This window comes from Pseudoalteromonas tetraodonis (assembly GCF_002310835.1).
GTDB lineage: Bacteria > Pseudomonadota > Gammaproteobacteria > Enterobacterales > Alteromonadaceae > Pseudoalteromonas > Pseudoalteromonas tetraodonis.
In genome coordinates, this window is record NZ_CP011041.1 from 3,026,933 (window position 1) to 3,046,272 (window position 19,340).

Annotated in this window: 15 protein-coding genes and 1 tRNA gene; 5 read left to right on the plus strand and 11 right to left on the minus strand. The window is 39.8% G+C overall.

Translation table 11 applies throughout. The features are described from left to right. The first annotated feature begins 115 nt into the window (after positions 1 to 115). Both PTET_RS14105 and PTET_RS14110 read left to right on the plus strand, forming a co-directional pair. Complete coding sequence (locus PTET_RS14105) at positions 116 to 2,236, plus strand: winged helix-turn-helix domain-containing protein (protein WP_096038799.1); 2,121 nt, start codon at positions 116 to 118, stop codon at positions 2,234 to 2,236. Positions 2,237 to 2,397: 161 nt separating this feature from the next. Beyond that, positions 2,398 to 2,727 carry a 5-carboxymethyl-2-hydroxymuconate Delta-isomerase gene (locus PTET_RS14110; protein ID WP_013465979.1) on the plus strand — a complete coding sequence of 110 codons (330 nt, stop codon included), beginning with the start codon at positions 2,398 to 2,400 and terminating at the stop codon, positions 2,725 to 2,727. Positions 2,728 to 2,813: 86 nt separating this feature from the next. Here PTET_RS14110 and PTET_RS14115 read toward each other — a convergent pair whose 3' ends face one another. The 4 genes from PTET_RS14115 to PTET_RS14130 form a co-directional block, all read right to left on the minus strand. Then, on the minus strand, positions 2,814 to 4,691 hold the full coding sequence (locus PTET_RS14115) for a methyl-accepting chemotaxis protein (RefSeq protein WP_096038800.1): 1,878 nt from the start codon (positions 4,689 to 4,691) through the stop codon (positions 2,814 to 2,816). Between the two features lie 260 nt (positions 4,692 to 4,951). Beyond that, positions 4,952 to 5,028: transfer RNA gene (locus tag PTET_RS14120), tRNA-Ile, on the minus strand. Positions 5,029 to 5,305: 277 nt separating this feature from the next. Continuing rightward, positions 5,306 to 5,464, minus strand: coding sequence for a YqaE/Pmp3 family membrane protein (locus tag PTET_RS14125; RefSeq protein ID WP_008466367.1), 159 nt, complete (start codon positions 5,462 to 5,464; stop codon positions 5,306 to 5,308). A gap of 64 nt (positions 5,465 to 5,528) precedes the next feature. Next, entirely contained in the window at positions 5,529 to 6,098 is a 570-nt protein-coding gene (locus PTET_RS14130; RefSeq protein WP_033103722.1) for a BON domain-containing protein, read from the minus strand. Positions 6,099 to 6,411: 313 nt separating this feature from the next. Between PTET_RS14130 and PTET_RS14135 the strand changes: the two genes are divergently transcribed. Further along, entirely contained in the window at positions 6,412 to 7,077 is a 666-nt protein-coding gene (locus tag PTET_RS14135) for a LiaF domain-containing protein (RefSeq protein WP_013465984.1), read from the plus strand. A gap of 46 nt (positions 7,078 to 7,123) precedes the next feature. Here the strand turns inward: PTET_RS14135 and PTET_RS14140 are convergent, their stop codons facing one another. Further along, positions 7,124 to 7,540, minus strand: a complete 417-nt coding sequence (locus tag PTET_RS14140; protein WP_096038801.1) for a VOC family protein — start codon at positions 7,538 to 7,540, stop codon at positions 7,124 to 7,126. Positions 7,541 to 7,776: 236 nt separating this feature from the next. Here PTET_RS14140 and suhB point away from each other — a divergent pair, with 236 nt between their 5' ends. Continuing rightward, positions 7,777 to 8,580, plus strand: a complete 804-nt coding sequence (gene suhB, locus PTET_RS14145) for an inositol-1-monophosphatase (protein ID WP_010391751.1) — start codon at positions 7,777 to 7,779, stop codon at positions 8,578 to 8,580. 50 nt (positions 8,581 to 8,630) lie between these two features. On the opposite strand, the gene PTET_RS14150 is transcribed toward suhB, so the two are convergent. From PTET_RS14150 to queA, 6 genes are all read right to left on the minus strand, one after another. Then, the gene (locus PTET_RS14150) at positions 8,631 to 10,418 is read right to left on the minus strand and encodes a GGDEF domain-containing protein (RefSeq protein ID WP_033103724.1); all 1,788 of its coding nucleotides are present in this window, start codon (positions 10,416 to 10,418) and stop codon (positions 8,631 to 8,633) included. A 132-nt stretch (positions 10,419 to 10,550) separates the two neighbouring features. Beyond that, positions 10,551 to 11,498 carry a protein translocase subunit SecF gene (secF, locus tag PTET_RS14155; protein ID WP_013465987.1) on the minus strand — a complete coding sequence of 316 codons (948 nt, stop codon included), beginning with the start codon at positions 11,496 to 11,498 and terminating at the stop codon, positions 10,551 to 10,553. 9 nt (positions 11,499 to 11,507) lie between these two features. After that, the gene (secD, locus tag PTET_RS14160; RefSeq protein ID WP_013465988.1) at positions 11,508 to 13,367 is read right to left on the minus strand and encodes a protein translocase subunit SecD; all 1,860 of its coding nucleotides are present in this window, start codon (positions 13,365 to 13,367) and stop codon (positions 11,508 to 11,510) included. 19 nt (positions 13,368 to 13,386) lie between these two features. Further along, entirely contained in the window at positions 13,387 to 13,722 is a 336-nt protein-coding gene (yajC, locus tag PTET_RS14165) for a preprotein translocase subunit YajC (protein ID WP_010391747.1), read from the minus strand. A 26-nt stretch (positions 13,723 to 13,748) separates the two neighbouring features. Further along, a complete protein-coding gene (gene tgt, locus PTET_RS14170) occupies positions 13,749 to 14,876 on the minus strand; it encodes a tRNA guanosine(34) transglycosylase Tgt (RefSeq protein WP_013465989.1) in 1,128 nt (375 codons plus the stop codon). 138 nt (positions 14,877 to 15,014) lie between these two features. Further along, positions 15,015 to 16,046, minus strand: coding sequence for a tRNA preQ1(34) S-adenosylmethionine ribosyltransferase-isomerase QueA (gene queA, locus PTET_RS14175; protein WP_013465990.1), 1,032 nt, complete (start codon positions 16,044 to 16,046; stop codon positions 15,015 to 15,017). Between the two features lie 718 nt (positions 16,047 to 16,764). Between queA and PTET_RS14190 the strand changes: the two genes are divergently transcribed. After that, on the plus strand, positions 16,765 to 19,296 hold the full coding sequence (locus tag PTET_RS14190; protein ID WP_096038803.1) for an EAL domain-containing protein: 2,532 nt from the start codon (positions 16,765 to 16,767) through the stop codon (positions 19,294 to 19,296). Positions 19,297 to 19,340: the final 44 nt, after the last annotated feature.

Here is a 19,340-nt window from a genome sequence, read left to right on the forward strand (position 1 = left end):
CTTAAGGTTTTCGTGTTAGAATGATGTAAAATCGAATGTTAACCAACTATCGCTTTATTTTGCATTAAACACTGCCTAGCAACGTACTTAATCAAGAGGTTTAAATACACAAACTATGAATACTCAACAGACATTTTCAATTGGAAAATGCCAAATATCGGTGTTTGAAAATAAGCTGTTTTGTGCCGATAAAACCTGTGTATTACAACCTAAATTTATAGAACTACTTGTTTACTTGGTAGAGTGTTATCCAAACGCAGTAACGCGTGAGCAACTAATAGAGAATGTGTGGAGTGGTAATCAATATGTGGGCGAAAAAGCACTGACAAATGCCATATGGCATCTTCGTAAAAGCTTTAAAGAACTCGACCCCGACAATACCTATATAGAAACACTGCGTAAAACGGGTTACCGCTTAGTACAAAAACCAACAACGCCAGAGCCTGTTAATAGCATTAACAATACGCCGCTTCGCTCTGGGTATATTTACGCTAGCGTACTTGCTATTGTTATATTATTAGGTAGCTATTGGGGTTATAGCGCCCTTTTTGAAAACGCAAAGCAGCCACTTGCTCAATCGCAACAAGCAGCACGTTTGTACGATTACATTGAAACAATTACCACCAGCCCAGGAAGAGAGTTGTTTCCGGCTATTTCTAATGACAGTCATTTTTTAGCGTATTCGTGGCGTCGCCCAGGACACAAAGCTAATTTATACTTACGTGATCTTCATTTACCAGAGCAAGCTGCAATAGCACTTACCGACACCCCATTCATTGAGGGCAGAGCGGTATTTAGTCCTGATTTAACGTTTATTTATTATTACCGCCGTAAAGCTGCTCAAGGCTGTGAAGTCATTCAGCAAAATATCGCCTCGGGCAATATCACTGTTATAGGGCTGTGCGGAAGTAAAACCAGTACCGATATAGACATTAATGCCACAGGCACTAAGCTGGTTTATATTAGTGAAGATGAAAAAAATAATGATTTTACCCAGCTTAACCTTGTCGATTTAACCTCATCGCCATACACAGTTACTCAAGTCCCTTGTACGTCAGCATGCCAATATACCGATGAGTCGGTTGTGTTTTCACCAGATGCGACACAGCTGGTGGTATCGCGTAATTTACCAACGGGTTTTGAAGAATTATTTTTAATCGACATAAAAACAGCTTATGCTAAGCAATTAACTTCAGGTTTTGTTGATATGAGAGGCGTTGATTGGCATCCCAATAAGCCACAACTTGTCTTTTCGGGTGTTAAAAAAGGCAAGCGCCAAGGTTATTTTTATAACCTCAAAACACAACAAATGATCAATGCGCACATCGATGGGTTAAGTTACCCAGAATATGCACATGATGGCAGTTTGTATTTTCATCAATGGAATATCGACTCTGCATTAATGCGTGTAGAAACCAGTAATGCGGTTGCAAGTTTCCCTTTTCCGGTATTATCAAGCGACTTTAATACGCGCTTTCCTGATTACAGTAAAGCCAGAAAAAAGTTAGTTTTTGTATCTAACGAATCGGGCTCAATGGAATTATGGACTGCAAATCAAGACGGCACCTCACGAAAACAGCTTACTAATCTCAGTGCAAATATTTACAACCCGGTGTGGTCACCTGATGGTAATTACATTGCCTTTGTTGCTTCTCATCTTGGTGAGCATGCGCTATACCTTTATGACTTTAACACCCAATCAAGTCAGTCATTACCCACAGGCTTTAGTTACCATGGAAAACCGAGTTGGGCTGCAGATAGTAAAAGCCTATTGGTAGCGAATGATAAACACGTTTATCGCTTCGACTTAAAGGGCAATAAACTCGCACAGGCCATAGATTCACCAACACTATACGCTTATGAAAACAAGCAAGGCGCTTTAATTTTTGCAAACCAAGCAACCAATCAGTTATGGATAAAAGACCCAGATAGCCAAACTGAGCAACCACTTGTTAGCGAAATTAATTTATCAAATCATAATTCGTGGTATTTTTTTGAAGGCGACACCTTAGCGCAATCGCGTATTTACTATTTTAATGTAAAACAAGGTGATTACCGTTTGAGTTATTACGACTTCTCAACCAACAGCCATCATGACGTAATACGCCTTCCCGAACGCGCATTTAGTCGCACCTCTGGCTTAACCTTTATTACAAATACCAACTGGCTTGTGTACTCTTCGTATAAGTCACCACAAATTGACATAAAACGTATCAACCAAAAATATTTGCCATAATAAATCTAAAATTAAACACGCTACAGGTCTTGTAATTGCTTAAATAGTTTATTGCTAAAAATATGTTCAAGCCACATTTTTAAAAATTAAGCGTTATGGGGTTAGCGTGTACAAACCCGTTTGGTATAATTAAATAAACTAATCTAAAGAGGATACGTTAAATGCCACACATTATTATTGAACACTCAGAAGATCTGCCTTTACTACCTCAAGTTCTTGTGGAAAAAATCCATACAACAACGTTTGAAAGTGGCTTATTTGATTTAGAAACAATAAAGACTCGCGCTATTGCTTATCAGCATTATCAGTTAGGTGTGGGTAAAGAAGGGTTTATTCATATTGCGGTGCATATTATGGCTGGGCGTTCCATTGAGCAAAAGCAACTACTAAGTGAGCAATTACTAGCCTGCTTGCAAACGTATTGCAGAGCCTCTGACAGTTTAAGCGTAAATATTTACGAAATGGATCACGAGATTTACCGTAAAAACTAACCGCCATTACAACATCATAGTTATAGGCGAGAACTCTATAACTATGATGGTTTCCTCGCTCAACTGATTTTTTAATTAAATCGTGTTTAAAGCGTAAACTTACCCAGTAAATCCCTTAAAATATTCGATTCTTTATTTAAACCGTTACAAAGATGCTCTGACTTTTTCATATTTTCTTTGGTTTGCTCTGCCGAATCAGAAATCATCACAATATTTTGGCTAATTTCTGAGGTTGCTAGTGTTTGCTCTCGCGTTGCAGTAGCCACTGAGTTGTTTAACTCGCTTAGTAGTACAATTTCCTGTGAAATACCATTTAATGTATGGCCGGTTTCTTTTAAGCGCTCGGCATTTTCTAGGGTGTTTTTGCTGCCCAATTCAATCGCTGTTACCGTGCTTGACGCTTTAGCATTTAACGAATCAATCATCTCATTAATTTGCTCCGTAGACTCCGCGGTACGTTGCGCAAGCGTTCTTACTTCGTCAGCAACTACCGCAAAGCCACGGCCCTGCTCACCCGCTCTAGCAGCCTCAATAGCCGCATTTAACGCCAATAAATTAGTTTGCTCGGAAATCCCTTTAATTACATCCAAGACATGAGAAATTGATTTAATCTCTGTCGAAAGCTCTAACACCGAGGCCACAGAGTTGGCCATTGACGCTTCTAGTTGTTCCATTTGTTTAATCGTGCTTTGCACAAACTCAACCCCTTTGTGCGTCGTTTCTTCGGTTTTAGTAGCAATATCTGCTGCATTACTGGCACTACCAGAAATATCCTGAACCGTAACCTCCATCTCATTAACGGCTGCCGCCACCGTTTGCGTACTCGATGATTGCACTTCAGCTAAATTTGCCGCACCTTGCACTTGCTCAAGCACATCTTGGGAAATACCTTTAACATGAATTGCCGACTCAGAAACCTGTTTGAACATATAATGTAACTGCTCTAAAAACAGATTAAACTTAACCGCTAAGTCTGAAATTTCATTATTATCATCAGTAGGGAGTCGTGCCGTTAAATCACCATCTTTTTCTGTTAACGCATTCACCGCTGCAGTAATGTTTTCGATTGGCCTAAATATTTGCCCTACTAACACGCGTGCTAACGCTAAACCTACAAGCGCAATAATTACACCAAAAATGATATTAGTATTAATAGCAGTATTAATTGCGCCATATAATTGCTCTTGGGGAATTTCAGCGACTAGATGCCAACCTAATGAATTTACTGGCGTACTTGAGACAACATAGTCATCACCATCAATTACTTTACTTTGAATTGCCCCATTTTTAATCGGCGCCAAGTCAACAGATTGCCCAATTTTAGTTTTATTACCATGCAACATAATCTCGCCACTACCAGAGACCAAATAAACAATGCCGCCCTCTCCTATTCTATATTCACTTATGAGATCCACCATAGAATCGAGCGAACGGCCTATTCCGGCAATTCCTTGTCGTTGCCCATCAAGCTCAATGGCATAATTAATAAATACCATCACCTCAGAGCTACCTTTATCTATGTCGAGTGCTACTTCAAATGGTCTATCCGATGCTAAAAAAGCATCAAACCAAGTATCACTACTGTCTATTTGCCTAGAAATACCTTCATCGGTGTAATAATTGCGGGAGTTTTTAGAAATAATGTATGCGTTACTGGCTTGGTTTTTATTTTTTATATGTTTGAGGTAATCAATGAATTTACCTCGGCTTTGCGCATCTTCATTATTATTCATCCATTGCTGCACAAATAAGTTTTGCGCTATTTCTTTGCCTACAACAATAGGTGTAGAAAGTTCCAGCTCTATTTGGCTTTTCACCTCACTAAGCGCTGTTGGTAAATCTACTTTGGCTAGTTTGTCTTCTGTATTTGAGCGAATACTATTTGAAAATATTAGAGTAGATATTGCTAAAGGAGCAACAACAGCCAAAATAAGACTGAGGTATACTTTTCGTTTTAATAACATAGAGCACCTAAGGGGTAACAAAGCGGTATTTTATATACTGCACACAATTAACAGTAGCGACATTAAAGGTCATAAAATAAAGATTTTTATAATAAAATCTCATAACACTTTAATAGTAGATTCAACTGTGTTTATTGCAATGTATTCAATAAAATTAATAAAAAAATCAGTGCGCTGATAAAAATACAATAGAAGTAATAGAAATGAAGTTTTATAAACTAGGAAGGTGAATTTCTATTTACTTGGAAAGCATTTAAAAGTGGTGGCCCCTCCCAGACTCGAACTGGGGACCTAACGATTATGAGTCGTGTGCTCTAACCAACTGAGCTAAGGGGCCATCTTTGTATAACTGTAAGCAGTTAATTTTTGAAGCGTTTAGCCACAGAGCGACTAAAGCGGGTTGCAGTATAAAAAGTTTTTAGGGGCTTGTCACTAGCAAAAAGCTTTATTTTAACAATCAAGGGGCTAACTGCTCAAATAGTAGGCTTTGAGGTTTTGTTAGTGATGAGTTTTGTAAAACAAATCCATCTATTAATAGCAGCCTGAGTAACTAATACACATACCTTTGGGAGCACTTAGCAACTCAGTATTAAATGTCCTGCTATGCTGCTACATTATTTTTTGGCGATAATATAAATCGCATGAATTAATCCTGGGAAATAGCCGAGCAAAGTTAGCAAAATATTTAACCAAAAATGCATCCCTAGTCCTACCTGTAAAAACACACCCAGTGGTGGTAATAAAATAGAAAAAATAATTCTAATGATATCCATAATTTAATCCTTATAATGTTAGCAAAGCAAAAAGCCCAGCAGGGCTGGGCTTTAGTATAGTGTATTATTCTGCAATAACAGTTAATTCATCAACTACCTTGCGAACATCTTCAGCGTTTTTAGCAATTTCCATCGCTAATTGCTTTTCAGCATCAGACTCAACTGTACCTTTAAGAGTTACCACACCATTATCGGTATCAACATCAATGTCTGTACCACCTACTTCAGAATCAAATAAGTAACGTGTTGTGATCACTGTAGTGATTTTAGCATCGGTTAAATCACTTTCAGTGTCGTTACCCATCATTTTAGAATCATGCTTCTTCATGTCGGTGTTTTTTACCACAGTTAGACTGTTTTCAACATCAGTTACACCATCTAGGCTTAGCACAAGTTCTTCAGCAAGCTCTTTATCTACTTCGCTGTTTACTTTACCTGTTAGCATTACCTTGCCGTTTTTTACGTCCGTGTTGATATCAAAGTTATTTAGATTGGTGTTCATAAGCAAGACTGTTTCTGCTTTCCCATCAATCCAAGCATCTTTACTTTCGTTTTCCCAACTGCTTGCCTGAGCACCCATTGCGGTTGTTCCTAATACTAGGGCTGCAATCATAGACTTATTAAATGTTTTCATAATCGTTCTCCTTTTGATTAAAGACACTTAAGCTAATGCGAGCATCGGGCCAACATTTTTTAATCTTTAATTTCAATAGGTTAATTTAAAATAGTAGATATTGGCTTAAACCTACTAAGTAAACATTTACAGACTATTGCGTAAAAGTTTCTCGAATAGCGAAACTTACTAAATAATTGTATATTTGGTTAATCTGTCGTTAATATAATAAAGAATCAAAAACCCAAAATCATAAACCACTGAATTTAAACAATTTAAAATTTGGTATAAGGCTTGCTTTGAAATAACCAGCAACCATAAAAGGATAATTTAAATGTCTGTTAAAATTGAAGACCGCCCTATTGAGCAAGTTCGTGAGCAAGTGATTGATCAGCTCATTTATAATTACAGCCATGGTGTTATTTCTGTTGAAGCATTTGAAAGGCGCTTAGACGACGCCATGGCAGCGAGTGACAATAAAGCACTTATGGATCTCGTTGAAGATTTAACCTTAAATACTGACCAGCAATATAAGGCGCAAAAGCACTCTCAGTTTGCACCTAATTATAGCGCGCAGCATGAGACTGATGAAGAGCCACTTACATTAAGAAGCATTCTTGGTTCGAGTGAACGAAGCGGCCAATGGGTAGTTCCTCAAAACATTTACATAGAAAACTACATGGGGTCAATCAATCTTGATTTTACAGATGCGATTTTTACCCACCAACATGTCACTATTCACGTTAATTGTTATTTTGGCAGCGAAGAAATATATGTGCCAGAGCACGTTAATGTAGTTTCTAAAATGTTTTGTATTTTAGGCAGTTTTGAAAATAAAACAGTGTCACTTAATAAACGCCAAGGGCCAACGATTCACATTGAAGGAAAAACTGTTTTAGGCTCTGTGGAAGTTAAAGTTAAACGCACTATTAAAGAAAAATTTATTAGCTTTGCAAATGATCTAAAAACTCAACTTGGCATGAATGGTAAACATTATTAAATATGCTAAACATTGAATGAAGCCAAAACAGTTGGCTTCATTCATATTATAAGTCGTTATTTCGCTCACTAGGTACATCACTCATGTACTCTACAAACTCAACTTCAAACCCTGCGGGATCAATATAATAAATGTTTTTTCTAAATGGATTTACAGCACCTTCTTTACTTATTGCAAAGCCCGCATGTTTTAGGCGCGCTATTACTGCATTTAAGTTATTGGTTACATAGGCAAAGTGTGCCAAACCAATTTGATGTCCTGATAGGTCGCGGTTTTCCCCTTCCCCATGATCGCTTATAGCAATATATTGCTCGTTATCACCAAAATGTATCCAGCGCCTTGCTTTACCATACCAGGTTCCTTCTCCCTCACTTCTAATTGACCAATAGGGAAACGCTGCTTGGTAAAACTTAAGCATAGCATTTATGTCACTAACAACTAAATTTACGTGTTCTAATTTCATAACTTTCTTCCTATTAATTGAATATAGAACATCATAAAACCTTAAGTTAACTTTAGGTAAAGCGCTAATTTACAAATTTATTGTCTGTTTTTATTCCGATAAATATATTGAAAGATCATGCCTGTACAAAAAACACTCACAAGTATTTAGGCTTTATGGTTTACTTTATGGCAAAAACCGCTAAAATACGCCGGCTTAAATATATAAACGTTCTTTTACAACCCAAAGGTAATACCATGCATCCAATGTTAAACATTGCGGTTCGCGCTGCGCGTAACGCAGGCAAGCTTATTCTTCGTGCAAGTGAAGACTTATCAAAAGTTGAAGTGCAACAAAAAGGCACTAATGATTTAGTTACGAACATTGATAAAGAAGCCGAAGCCGTAATTCGTGACACTATTTTACGTTCTTACCCTGATCACTGCATCGTTGGTGAAGAGTTAGGCGAACACAAAGGTAAGGATGCTGATTACCAATGGATTGTTGACCCACTTGATGGCACAACTAACTTCATCAAGGGTATCCCTCATTTCGCAGTATCTATTGCACTTAAAGTTAAAGGTCGTTTAGACCAAGCCGTAATTTACGATCCAATTCGAGGCGAACTTTTCACCGCTTCTCGTGGTCAAGGCGCACAGTTAAACAGCAAACGTTTACGTGTATCTAAAACGGTTGAACTTGCCGGTTCTGTTCTTGCAACAGGTTTCCCTTTCAAACAAAAACACCACTTAGATGCCTATTCTGAAGCGTTTAAAGCATTATTCGTACATACCGCTGATATTCGTCGTGCAGGCTCTGCAGCACTTGATATGGCGTATGTTGCAGCGGGTCGTGTTGATGGTTTCTTTGAAATTGGTTTAAAACCGTGGGATACAGCAGCAGGCGAGCTATTAGTTAAAGAAGCTGGCGGCATGGTTGTTGATTTTGCTGGCGGTAATAACTACAACGTGAGCGGTAACGTTATTTGTGGTGCACCTAAGCTAACACAAGCGATTGTTCGTGAAATGCGCCCAGTATTATCTGAGTCGTTATTACGTTAATCGTAATACCGCACTAAAAAAAGGAGCCGAGGCTCCTTTTTTGCTTTTTGTTAGCCACTTTTTTTACTATTGGATAAACGCACAACAGCGGGTGCAGGCCTTCTTCGATTACAAATAAATAAGTAGCTGTGACGATAACGTTTTGCTTCTTTTTTAGCATCTGTGGCTAATGCCGCTACTTGATGGCTATTTTTACACTGCTGCAGATCCGGCTCAACTAAACCTATCGATAATGTAAGTAGAGGTACAAACTGCTTTTCGCCCTCTCGATTAGTTGCCCAATACCCTTTTCCAGCAATATGCTCTGGCGTAAAAAATACGCGTGACTGCAATTCAAATTGCGTGATAATGGTATTACAAACCTCCACCGCATCTTTTTTTTCAAACACCACCATAAAGTCATCGCCACCAATATGCCCGACAAAGTTAGCGCTGTGCGCACACGCTTTTACAGTCACATCGGCCAGAAGTTTTATCACGCTGTCCCCACTGGCATAACCATACAGATCGTTAAATTGTTTAAAATGATTTAAATCGATATAAGCTAGTGAAAATGGCTGTTTATGTTGCAGACGCTGCTCTATTACTTCACTAATTGCCACATTACCCGGTAACATGGTTAGAGGGTTAGCATGTTGGGCGTGGCGGATTTTTTCAGCGGTAATGTGCTTTAATATGTCCCTTAGCGGTGCCAAACCTAAATATTTATTATTACTTGTGATAACAATATGGCGACGAATATCAAAGTCTTGCTCTGTTATTTGCTGAGAGACAATATCAAGCATTTGATTTTCATCAACCACCAAAGGCTGTTTATCCATTAACTCAGTGACTTCACATTTATCATAAAGTGCATGCCCGTATGGCGCGGCAAACACTTCTGTTAGCTGATCTTTGTGTAACAGCCCTATTGGCTGCTGATTGCTATTTAAAACGGGTAAGCTAATTATGCGCTTGTCTTGCTCAAAAAGCGCATGAGCCTCTTTACAACGCGTGTGACTGCTAATGGCAGGCTGAGCAACAGCAAGCACCCCGATAGCCATTGATTGTTCAAACTTTGACCCTGCTTGAGTCGATGTAAATGCTTGTAACTGCTTACAGTTATAGTCATAGCTTGGTTGTTGGCTGGGTCTTTCTAACAAAAATCCCTGAACATGACTTATGCCTATACTTTTAACTAAATCGAGTTCTTCAGTACGCTCAATTCCCTCTGCAATCACCGCTGTATTTGTTGCCCGTGCTAACACCACAATTGATTTTAGAAATTCTTTTTTAACTTCGCTTTGATCGCAATGATCAATAAAGTAACGATCAATTTTTACAATATCTGGGCATAACTGCGACCATTGCTTTAGACCGGAATAACCTGCACCAAGATCGTCAATAGCAATAGTAAAGCCTAGCTCTCGATAATGAGCAATGGTTTTTAACAGTAAAAAGCCATCATCTACTTTTTCTTGTTCGGTGACTTCAATCACCACACGATTAGCCGCAAGACCAAACTGTTCAATTAAATGTAAGGTTTCGCCTTTAGGGTGGCTCGGATCGAGTAGAATTTTTGGGCTGACATTTAAAAATAACTTCCCTTGTAGATTTAGTTTTACAAAGTTTTCTATGGCGCGAGAACGGCATAAAAGCTCAAGCTCTGAAATTAATTGATATTTATGAGCCGTTTCGAATAGCTTATTTGGCATCGCTAATGGGCTATTTTTAGGGCCTCGACTCAGCGCTTCATACCCAATAATAGATTGCTTAGTTATATCAAAAATAGGTTGGAACAAGGTTGTTATTGCCCCTTGTTGTAAGATTGACTCTAAGGCTTTACGTTGCTCAGTCACTACTAGCTCTGATCAAAATTAAATAAGAGTGATAAAATATCAAGCTCGTATGACAATTATATGTCTTACACGCTAAGCAATAAAAAACCGCTCACAAGGAGCGGTTTTTTAAAAAGGATAATTTAATCTCAATTAAGGCATTGAGTCTAAATCGGCACCTTCTTTTTCAATCACCTCTGGTATTAAATCTTCTTTACTTACGCCCATGGCAATAGCCACCGAGCTGGCAACGTAAACTGAAGAATAAGTACCAATAAATACACCAAATAATAGTGCGGTAGCAAAGCCATGAATAGTTTGGCCGCCCCATACAAAGAGTGCAATCAATACTAAAATAGTGGTAATTGATGTAACTAAAGTACGATTAAGTGTTTGCGTAAGTGACAGGTCAATAATTTCAATGGTGTCGTCAATACGTACTTTACGGAAATTTTCACGGATACGGTCTGATACAACAATGGTATCGTTTAGTGAGTAACCTATCACAGCGAGTATTGCAGCCAAAATAGTTAGGTCAAACTCTAAACCAAGCACCGAGAATAAACCAATCGTAATGATTACATCGTGTAATAGTGCACCCACCGCACCTACAGCAAAGCGCCATTCAAAGCGAAATGCCACGTAAATTAAGATACATATAAGCGCAGTTAACATGGCAAGGCCACCCTGCTCTTTTAAGTCTTCACCTACGCTTGGGCCTACAAACTCAATACGGCGCATTACTACGCTATCATCAGCTTGTTTAAGGGCAGCAATTACTTGGTTACCAATCACTTCTGCTTTTACATCATCACCACGAGGGGCTAAACGGACCAGTATTTCTTGGCTTGAGCCAAAAAGCTGTACCGATGCATCAGCAAAGTCGTTTTCAGCCAGTACATTACGTACTTTTTTCAGATCGGCAGGTTGTGAAAAACCTACCTCAACTGCTGTACCGCCGGTAAAATCTAAACCGAAATTTAAGCCTTTAACAAAAAGTGACGCCAGCGACGCTATGATTAATAACGTAGAAAAGCCCATTGCCACTTTTCGAAGAGACATGAAACGAAGGGTTTTTCCGCCCAATCTTAAAATTTGCATGTCTGCTCCTTAAATTGAAAGTTTATCAACACGTTTACCACCAATAAATAGGTTGATCACCGCACGGGTACCTACAATTGCTGTAAACATTGAGGTTAAAATACCAATTGCTAGGGTTACCGCAAAGCCTGCAACAGGACCGGTACCAACAGCAAACAAGATAATCGCCGCAATTAATGTGGTGATATTGGCATCAAAAATAGTACTAAAGGCGCTATCGTAACCAAAATGAACCGCTTGTTGAGGGCTGCGGCCATCAGCGAGCTCTTCACGAATACGCTCAAATATAAGTACGTTCGCATCAACAGCCATACCAACGGTTAGTACAATACCTGCGATACCCGGCAGGGTAAGCGTTGCACCTGGAATTAACGACATTACACCAATAATAAGTACTAAGTTGGCAGCCAGTGCGATATTCGCAACAAGACCAAAACCTTTGTAGTAAATAAGCATAAAGGCCAGTACAAACGCAAAACCTAAGGCTACAGCGGTCATACCTGCTTCAATGTTTTCTTGACCTAGGCTTGGCCCAACCGTACGTTCTTCTACTATTTGAATAGGCGCAACCAGTGCACCCGCGCGAAGTAGTAAACTTAAGTTATGTGCTTCAGCGGGGTTATCAATACCAGTAATACGGAATGAACGGTCAAGACGCGCTTGAATGGTTGCTACGTTAATCACTTCTTCCACTTTAATCGGTGGAAGTGCTTTACCTTCGCTATCTTTTTTACCAGATGGCTTGTACTCAATAAATACGGTAGCCATACGTTTACCAATAGCACGTTTGGTGAAGGCATTCATTTTTGCCCCACCTTTACTATCGAGTTTAATGCTTACTTGTGGACGCTGGTACTCATCTGCACCTGACTGCGCGCCAGTAATATGGCTACCTTCAAGAATAATGCGCTTTTTTAGTACCACAGGATAACCATCACGGCTCATGATCATTTCAGTACCCGGTGGGATACGACCTTGAGCAGCGGCGCTTATGTCAGCATTTTCGTCAACTTCACGAAACTCAAGCGTGGCCGTAGCACCTAAAATCTCTTTAGCGCGAGCGGTATCTTGAATCCCTGGTAATTGCACAATAATACGTTCAGCACCTTGGCGCTGTACGTTTGGCTCTGCAACCCCAATTTGGTTGATACGGTTACGAATAATCGTTTCGTTTTGCTTGATGGCATAGTCACGAATTTCTTTTAGCTTTAGCTCACTCATAGTGGCAAAGAATGCGTTATCGTTACTGCTATCATCAATGTAAACGTTTAATGGGTAACGGCTTTCTAAAAAGCGCTCTGCGGCTTCTTTGTCTTCTTCGTTACGCATTTCTACACGCATACGCTCTGAGCCTGCTACACGGCGCACACTACGATAACGTAGTTTTTCTTCGCGCAGGTCGCTACGAAAATCTTGCTCCATTTGCTCAAGCTGATTATCAACCGCAGTGACCATATCGATTTCCATGGTGAAATGTACACCACCACTTAAATCTAGGCCTAACTTCATTGGGTTACCGCCAAGCGACTTTAACCAAGCCGGTTGTGCCGGTGCCATATTGATAGCTGAGATATAATCGTCACTAAGCGAGTTACGCAATAAGTCTTGCGCTTTTAGTTGGTCTTCAACGTTTTTAAAACGAACAAGAATTTGCCCGTCTTCGAGTTTCGTCGATTTAGCGCTGACGTTATCTTTTTTGAGGATTGCGTTTACTTTGTCTACAACACTGAGGTCGACATCGGTGCCTTTAGCGCCAGAAACTTGTATGGCCGGATCGCGGCCATACAAGTTTGGTGAAGCATATAAAAGGCCAATGGCTAACACAGCTAAAACAAGTAAATACTTCCAAATTGGAAACTTGTTTAACACGGGGCCGTCCTTATTATTTTTATAGCGACTTCATTGTGCCTTTAGGCAGTACAGCAGATACTGCTGATTTTTGTACAGTTACTTCTGCTTGCTCATTTAATGAGATCACGATGAAGTCTTTATCTTCAGCAATTTTTACGATTTTACCCACTAAACCACCTTGGGTTAGCACTTCATCGCCTTTTGCCATCGCGCTCATTAAGCTTTTATGCTCTTTTACGCGCTTTGCTTGCGGGCGGTAAATTAAAAAGTAAAAAACCAAACCAAAAATCGCTAACATAATTAGCATTTCCATACCGCCGCCTGCTGCAGGTGCACCAGCGCTTGCATGTGCGTTTGAAATAAATAAACTCATAATACTTCCTCTTTAATTTTTAAATTTTAATTTGTTGTATCAGCTAGCTCTGGCACTTCTTGGCCTCGGCGAGCGTAAAAATCGTGTACAAATGTCTCTAGTTGACCTTCGCTAATAGCATTACGCAAACCTTCCATAACACGTTGATAGTATCGTAAGTTATGGATAGTGTTTAGTCGTGCGCCAAGAATTTCGTTACATTTGTCTAAATGATGCAAATAAGCACGCGAATAATTGTTACAGGTATGGCAATCACACTCTGGATCAAGTGGGCCAGTATCTGTTTTATGCACTGCGTTACGGATTTTTATGATGCCAGTAGTAATAAATAAGTGACCGTTACGTGCATTGCGCGTTGGCATTACACAGTCAAACATATCTATACCACGGCGAACCGATTCAACTAGGTCTTCTGGCTTGCCAACACCCATTAGGTAACGCGGTTTGTTTTCTGGCATTTTATAAGCACAATGATCAAGAATATTAATCATTTCATGTTTAGGCTCACCCACCGATAAACCACCGAGTGCATAACCATCAAAACCAATCTCTTCAAGGCCTGCTTGTGATTGTGCACGAAGCTCAGGATACATACCGCCTTGAATAATACCAAACAATGCTGATGGGTTGTCGCCATGCCCTTCTTTTGAACGCTTAGCCCAACGAAGAGAAAGCTCCATAGAGTCTTTGGCTTCTTTTTCTGTGGCAGGGTACGGCGTACATTCGTCAAATATCATCACGATATCTGAGCCAAGATCACGCTGCACTTCCATTGACTTTTCTGGCGACATCATAATTTGGTCACCATTTACAGGCGATTGGAACATCACGCCTTCTTCAGTGATTTTACGCATTGCACCAAGGCTAAATACTTGGAAACCGCCTGAGTCAGTTAAAATTGGGAAGTCCCAATTCATAAAGTCGTGTAAATCACCATGCTGTTTAATGATTTCAGTACCAGGGCGCAACATTAAGTGAAATGTATTGCCCAAACAAATTTGTGCACCCGTTGCTTTTACTTCATCAGGTGTCATACCCTTAACCGTGCCGTAAGTACCTACAGGCATAAACGCCGGTGTTTCTATTACACCTCGGTCAAAAATCAAGCGGCCGCGGCGCGCTTTACCATCAGTGCAGTCTAATTCAAATTTCATAATATCCTCTGTGTCGGAAAAACAGTCCAACAAGCTATAATTTAACCGCTCGATTCTACCCTTTTTACCACCCTATTACTATTAGCAGTGAGAAATTCACTGTGCTTAGGAGTAAATAAAAACCGATGACGCTGTAAATTATTTCCGGGTCAAAAACATCGCATCGCCATAGCTAAAAAAGCGATACTGTTGTTCAATCGCCGTATTGTAAGCGCCCATAATGTTGTCTTGCCCTGCAAAGGCACTAACTAACATGATCAGAGTTGATTCGGGTAAATGGAAGTTAGTTACCATGGCATCAACAACGTTAAATTGATAACCCGGAAAAATAAAGATATCGGTATCGCCAAAGTAAGTATCTAGCTTGCCACCATGTATTTTTGCTGCAGACTCAAGTGAGCGTACTGAAGTTGTACCTATAGCAATCACTCGCCCGCCTTTGGCTTTGGTGCTTGCAACCGCATCAACCACATCTTGTGGCACTTCAATATATTCAGAGTGCATGATGTGCTCATCAACACTCTCAACTCTTACAGGCTGAAAGGTGCCAGCACCAACGTGCAAGGTTACAAACGCCATTTGCACGCCTTTATCTTTGAGCGCAGCCATGAGTTTATCGTCAAAATGAAGACCTGCCGTAGGTGCAGCAACAGCGCCTGGCTTTTCGCCATATACCGTTTGGTAACGCTCACGGTCGGCTTCGTTATCTGGGCGGTCAATATAAGGAGGAAGCGGCATGTGGCCCACATCATTTAAAATATCGAGCACATTTTCACTGCGGTCAAACTCAAGCTCAAATAAGGTATCATGGCGTGCCACCATAATAGCTTTTGCTTTGCCCTCTAAAATGAGTACATTACCTGGCTTTGGGGATTTACTCGCACGAATATGCGCAAGTACGCGGTGTTCGTCTAATACGCGTTCAACGAGTACCTCAACTTTACCACCAGACTCTTTTTGACCAAACATACGCGCAGGTATAACCTTGGTATTATTAAAAACCAGTAAATCGTTTTCGTTTACAAGCTCAAGTATGTCACTAAATATTTTATGCTCAATCTCACCAGTTGGCCCGTTTAGGCTCAATAAACGGCTACTCGTTCTATCTGCTTTAGGAAAACGAGCAATTAATTCATCAGGTAAGTCAAAGCTAAAATCAGCTACGCGCATTGTTAGAATTCCACATCATTTAAAATCGCGCCAAGTGTATACCCAAACCACCTCAAAATGCGAGTTTCAGTTGGAATTAAAAGCGATTTAGGCAAGGCATTGATTGCAAATAATAGTGGTTCTATTATTAATATCAATAACGCAGTATAAATCGCTTTTAAACCAACCCGTGGGCGTTTCACAGGGGCATACTCTCATCGTTGCTACTTCTTGAAAGGGATTACCATTACTGCAAAGTATCGCCTTGATATTAAGCCCCTGTGAAGCGCTGAATTCTGCATTTTGAGGTGGTTTGGGTATATTTAAACCAACTCAAAATGCGAGTTTCAGTTGGAATTAAAAGCGATTTAGGCAAGGCATTGATTGCAAATAATAGTGGTTCTATTATTAATATCAATAACGCAGTATAAATCGCTTTTAAACCAACCCGTGGGCGTTTCACAGGGGCATACTCTCATCGTTGCTACTTCTTGAAAGGGATTACCATTACTGCAAAGTATCGCCTTGATATTAAGCCCCTGTGAAGCGCTGAATTCTGCATTTTGAGGTGGTTTGGGTATTTAACTATTACTAATGAAGCTCAAGATAACTCCTATATTCTCCCTAATTAGCCACCAATGAACTACATTTAAAATAGCGGTTAAATACGCTTGTTCTTATCGCTAAATATCATTACTCTTACTGTTTTATGATCTGCATCTCTCGGAGTGGTACCTACGTGGCAAAACAGCTTAAATTGCTAATATTGAATGCAAGTAATGATGAGCGCCAGACTATTCGTGCCACGTTAGAGAGGCTTAATGTGTTTGAGTTCATTGAAGCATCAGACAGCCAAGACGCCCTAAAAATATTAAAAAATCAAAGCGTAAATATAATCATAACCGGCTTAGATGTAGGTAAAATTGATGGTTGGCGGTTTTCCCGTATGATCCGCTCTGGATTACTAAACACGCCTAAAAACACGCCTATTTTGCTAATTCCGCCCATTTATTGTGAGCGAATCGCCGAGACTACTGCACGAAGTTATGGCATAGATGCGGTACTGCCTTTTGAGCGCCAAGATATTCTGCCGCAAATACTCGCAAATGTGTTGTCGAGCCATTTAGAAAAAAGTAGTCGCTTAAACCTGTTGTTATTAGAACCCTTTGCCAGCAGGGCAAATGATATGAGTGAGCAATTAAAACTTAACTTTGCTATCACCCATGTCACAACTGAAAAAGCGGCGCTAAGTGCTTATAATCAGCAGCCTTTTGCTATCGTGCTACTGGATGCCACAGCGGCACAAGCAGAAAGCTCAAATCAATTAGTCGAAAAAATTCTGCAGCATAACCCTCAGCAAGCCATTGTTACTATTATTGATAAAAACGATGCCGATTACGCAGAGCAGTTATTACTTTCAGGCGTTACCGACTTTATTCGCGCCCCTTACGACCCCTCATTTTTAAATAAAGTCTGTGACCACGCAGCTCGTCGTGAAGACTTTATGGTCAGCTATGCTGAATTTGCCAATAAAGTGCAGCAATTAAGTATTAGTGAAGTAAAGTATCGCGACCTGTTTTCAGCACATCAACGTATTTTATTGCACCTAAATACCGTGGTGCTTGAGCTAGACCAGCAAGGCAATATTCGCTTTATAAACCCTGCATGGGAGTCTTTGAGTGGTTTTGGGGTTAAATCGACCTTGAAACAGCCATTAACTGCATTTTGTACCAAAGAGTATAAACAGTCATTACAATCCACTATTGATGACATTTTACAAGGTGGCGCAAATAAACAAAAAATAGAAGTTAAACTGCAACAAAAAAATGGCAATTCGGTGTGGGTTGAATGCCGCCTCCAGCTAATAAAAAATAGCAGTAATAACGCGACCATTACCGCCACACTCGATAATATTCATGAGCGTAAGCAAGCTGAGCTTCAATTACGCCATTTAGCATTGCATGACACGTTAACCGGCCTACATAATCGTTATTACTTCGACCAACAACTTAACTATATTTGTCAAAGCGAAAATACCTATGCAAATATTGAGCATGCGCTTATTTATATCGATCTTGATCACTTTAAAATAATCAACGGCAGTAAAGGCCACCAACAAGGCGATATTGTTTTAAAAGAAGTGGCACAACTGTTTATTGCCAATATTAGTAATGAGCACCTGATCTGCCGTGTGGGTGGCGATGAGTTTGCGGTAATCCTTAAAAACACCAATTTATTAGACGCACATTTAATTGCAGAGGGGATTTGTAGTGCCATTGAAGGCAACCAATTTAAGTCAGAAGATCAAGTGTATTCAATTAGCTGCTCTATTGGCTTAACACAAATTACCGCTGATAACTGCGACCCAAATGAATGTTTAAAGCAATCAGATATTGCGTTATATATTGCTAAAAATTTAGGCCGTAACTTAGTACATTGTTATTCAAAACAAGATGGTGAAAACAATGCGCTGCAAACGGGCTTAGAATGGGGCCATGGCGTACGCCAAGCTCTACAACAAGACAGTATAGAACTTCATTATCAACCCATTTGGGATTTTAAAACTAATCAGGTTGCTTACTTTGAAGTACTACTGAGATTAAAGCTCGACGACGAACTTATTTACCCAAATCAGTTTATTCCCTCATTGGAAATGCTTAACGACACCTTTTTAATGGATCAATGTGTTATTCGTAACAGTATTGCGAGTGTTGCTGCGCACCCAGAGCTTCTTCAGGTTGCAATAAATTTATCGGCACAGTCATTTTTAGATGAGCGTTTACTGCCGTTAATAGAGTCGAGCCTCGAAAAATACCAAGTGTCTCCGTCAAAAATTATTTTTGAAATAACCGAATCGGCTAGCATTAATAATTTGGCTGCCACTCGTAAAATGATTGAACGGTTAAATAATTTAGGCTGCCACTTTTCGATTGATGACTTTGGTACCGGATTTAGTACCTTTAATTATCTTAAACAATTACCAGCCCAACATGTGAAAATTGACGGCTCATTTGTCCGCGATATGCTTAACGACTCCATTGATTTAGCGCTAGTAAAAGCTATAAACGACATCAGTCGGTCACTAGATAAGCGCTCTGTGGCTGAATATGTGGAAACCGCTGAAGTATTTTTTGCACTCAAAGAAATAGGCGTAGACTACGGGCAAGGCTATTTTATTGCTCGCCCTGTCCCTATCGACAAGGTACTGATTGAATTAGAAAAAATAAAGAACAACCCTATTTTTTATCAAGATACCCTCACATCACTATAAACATTAATAAACAAATTTAAGCAATTTATTACTACCAAAATTGC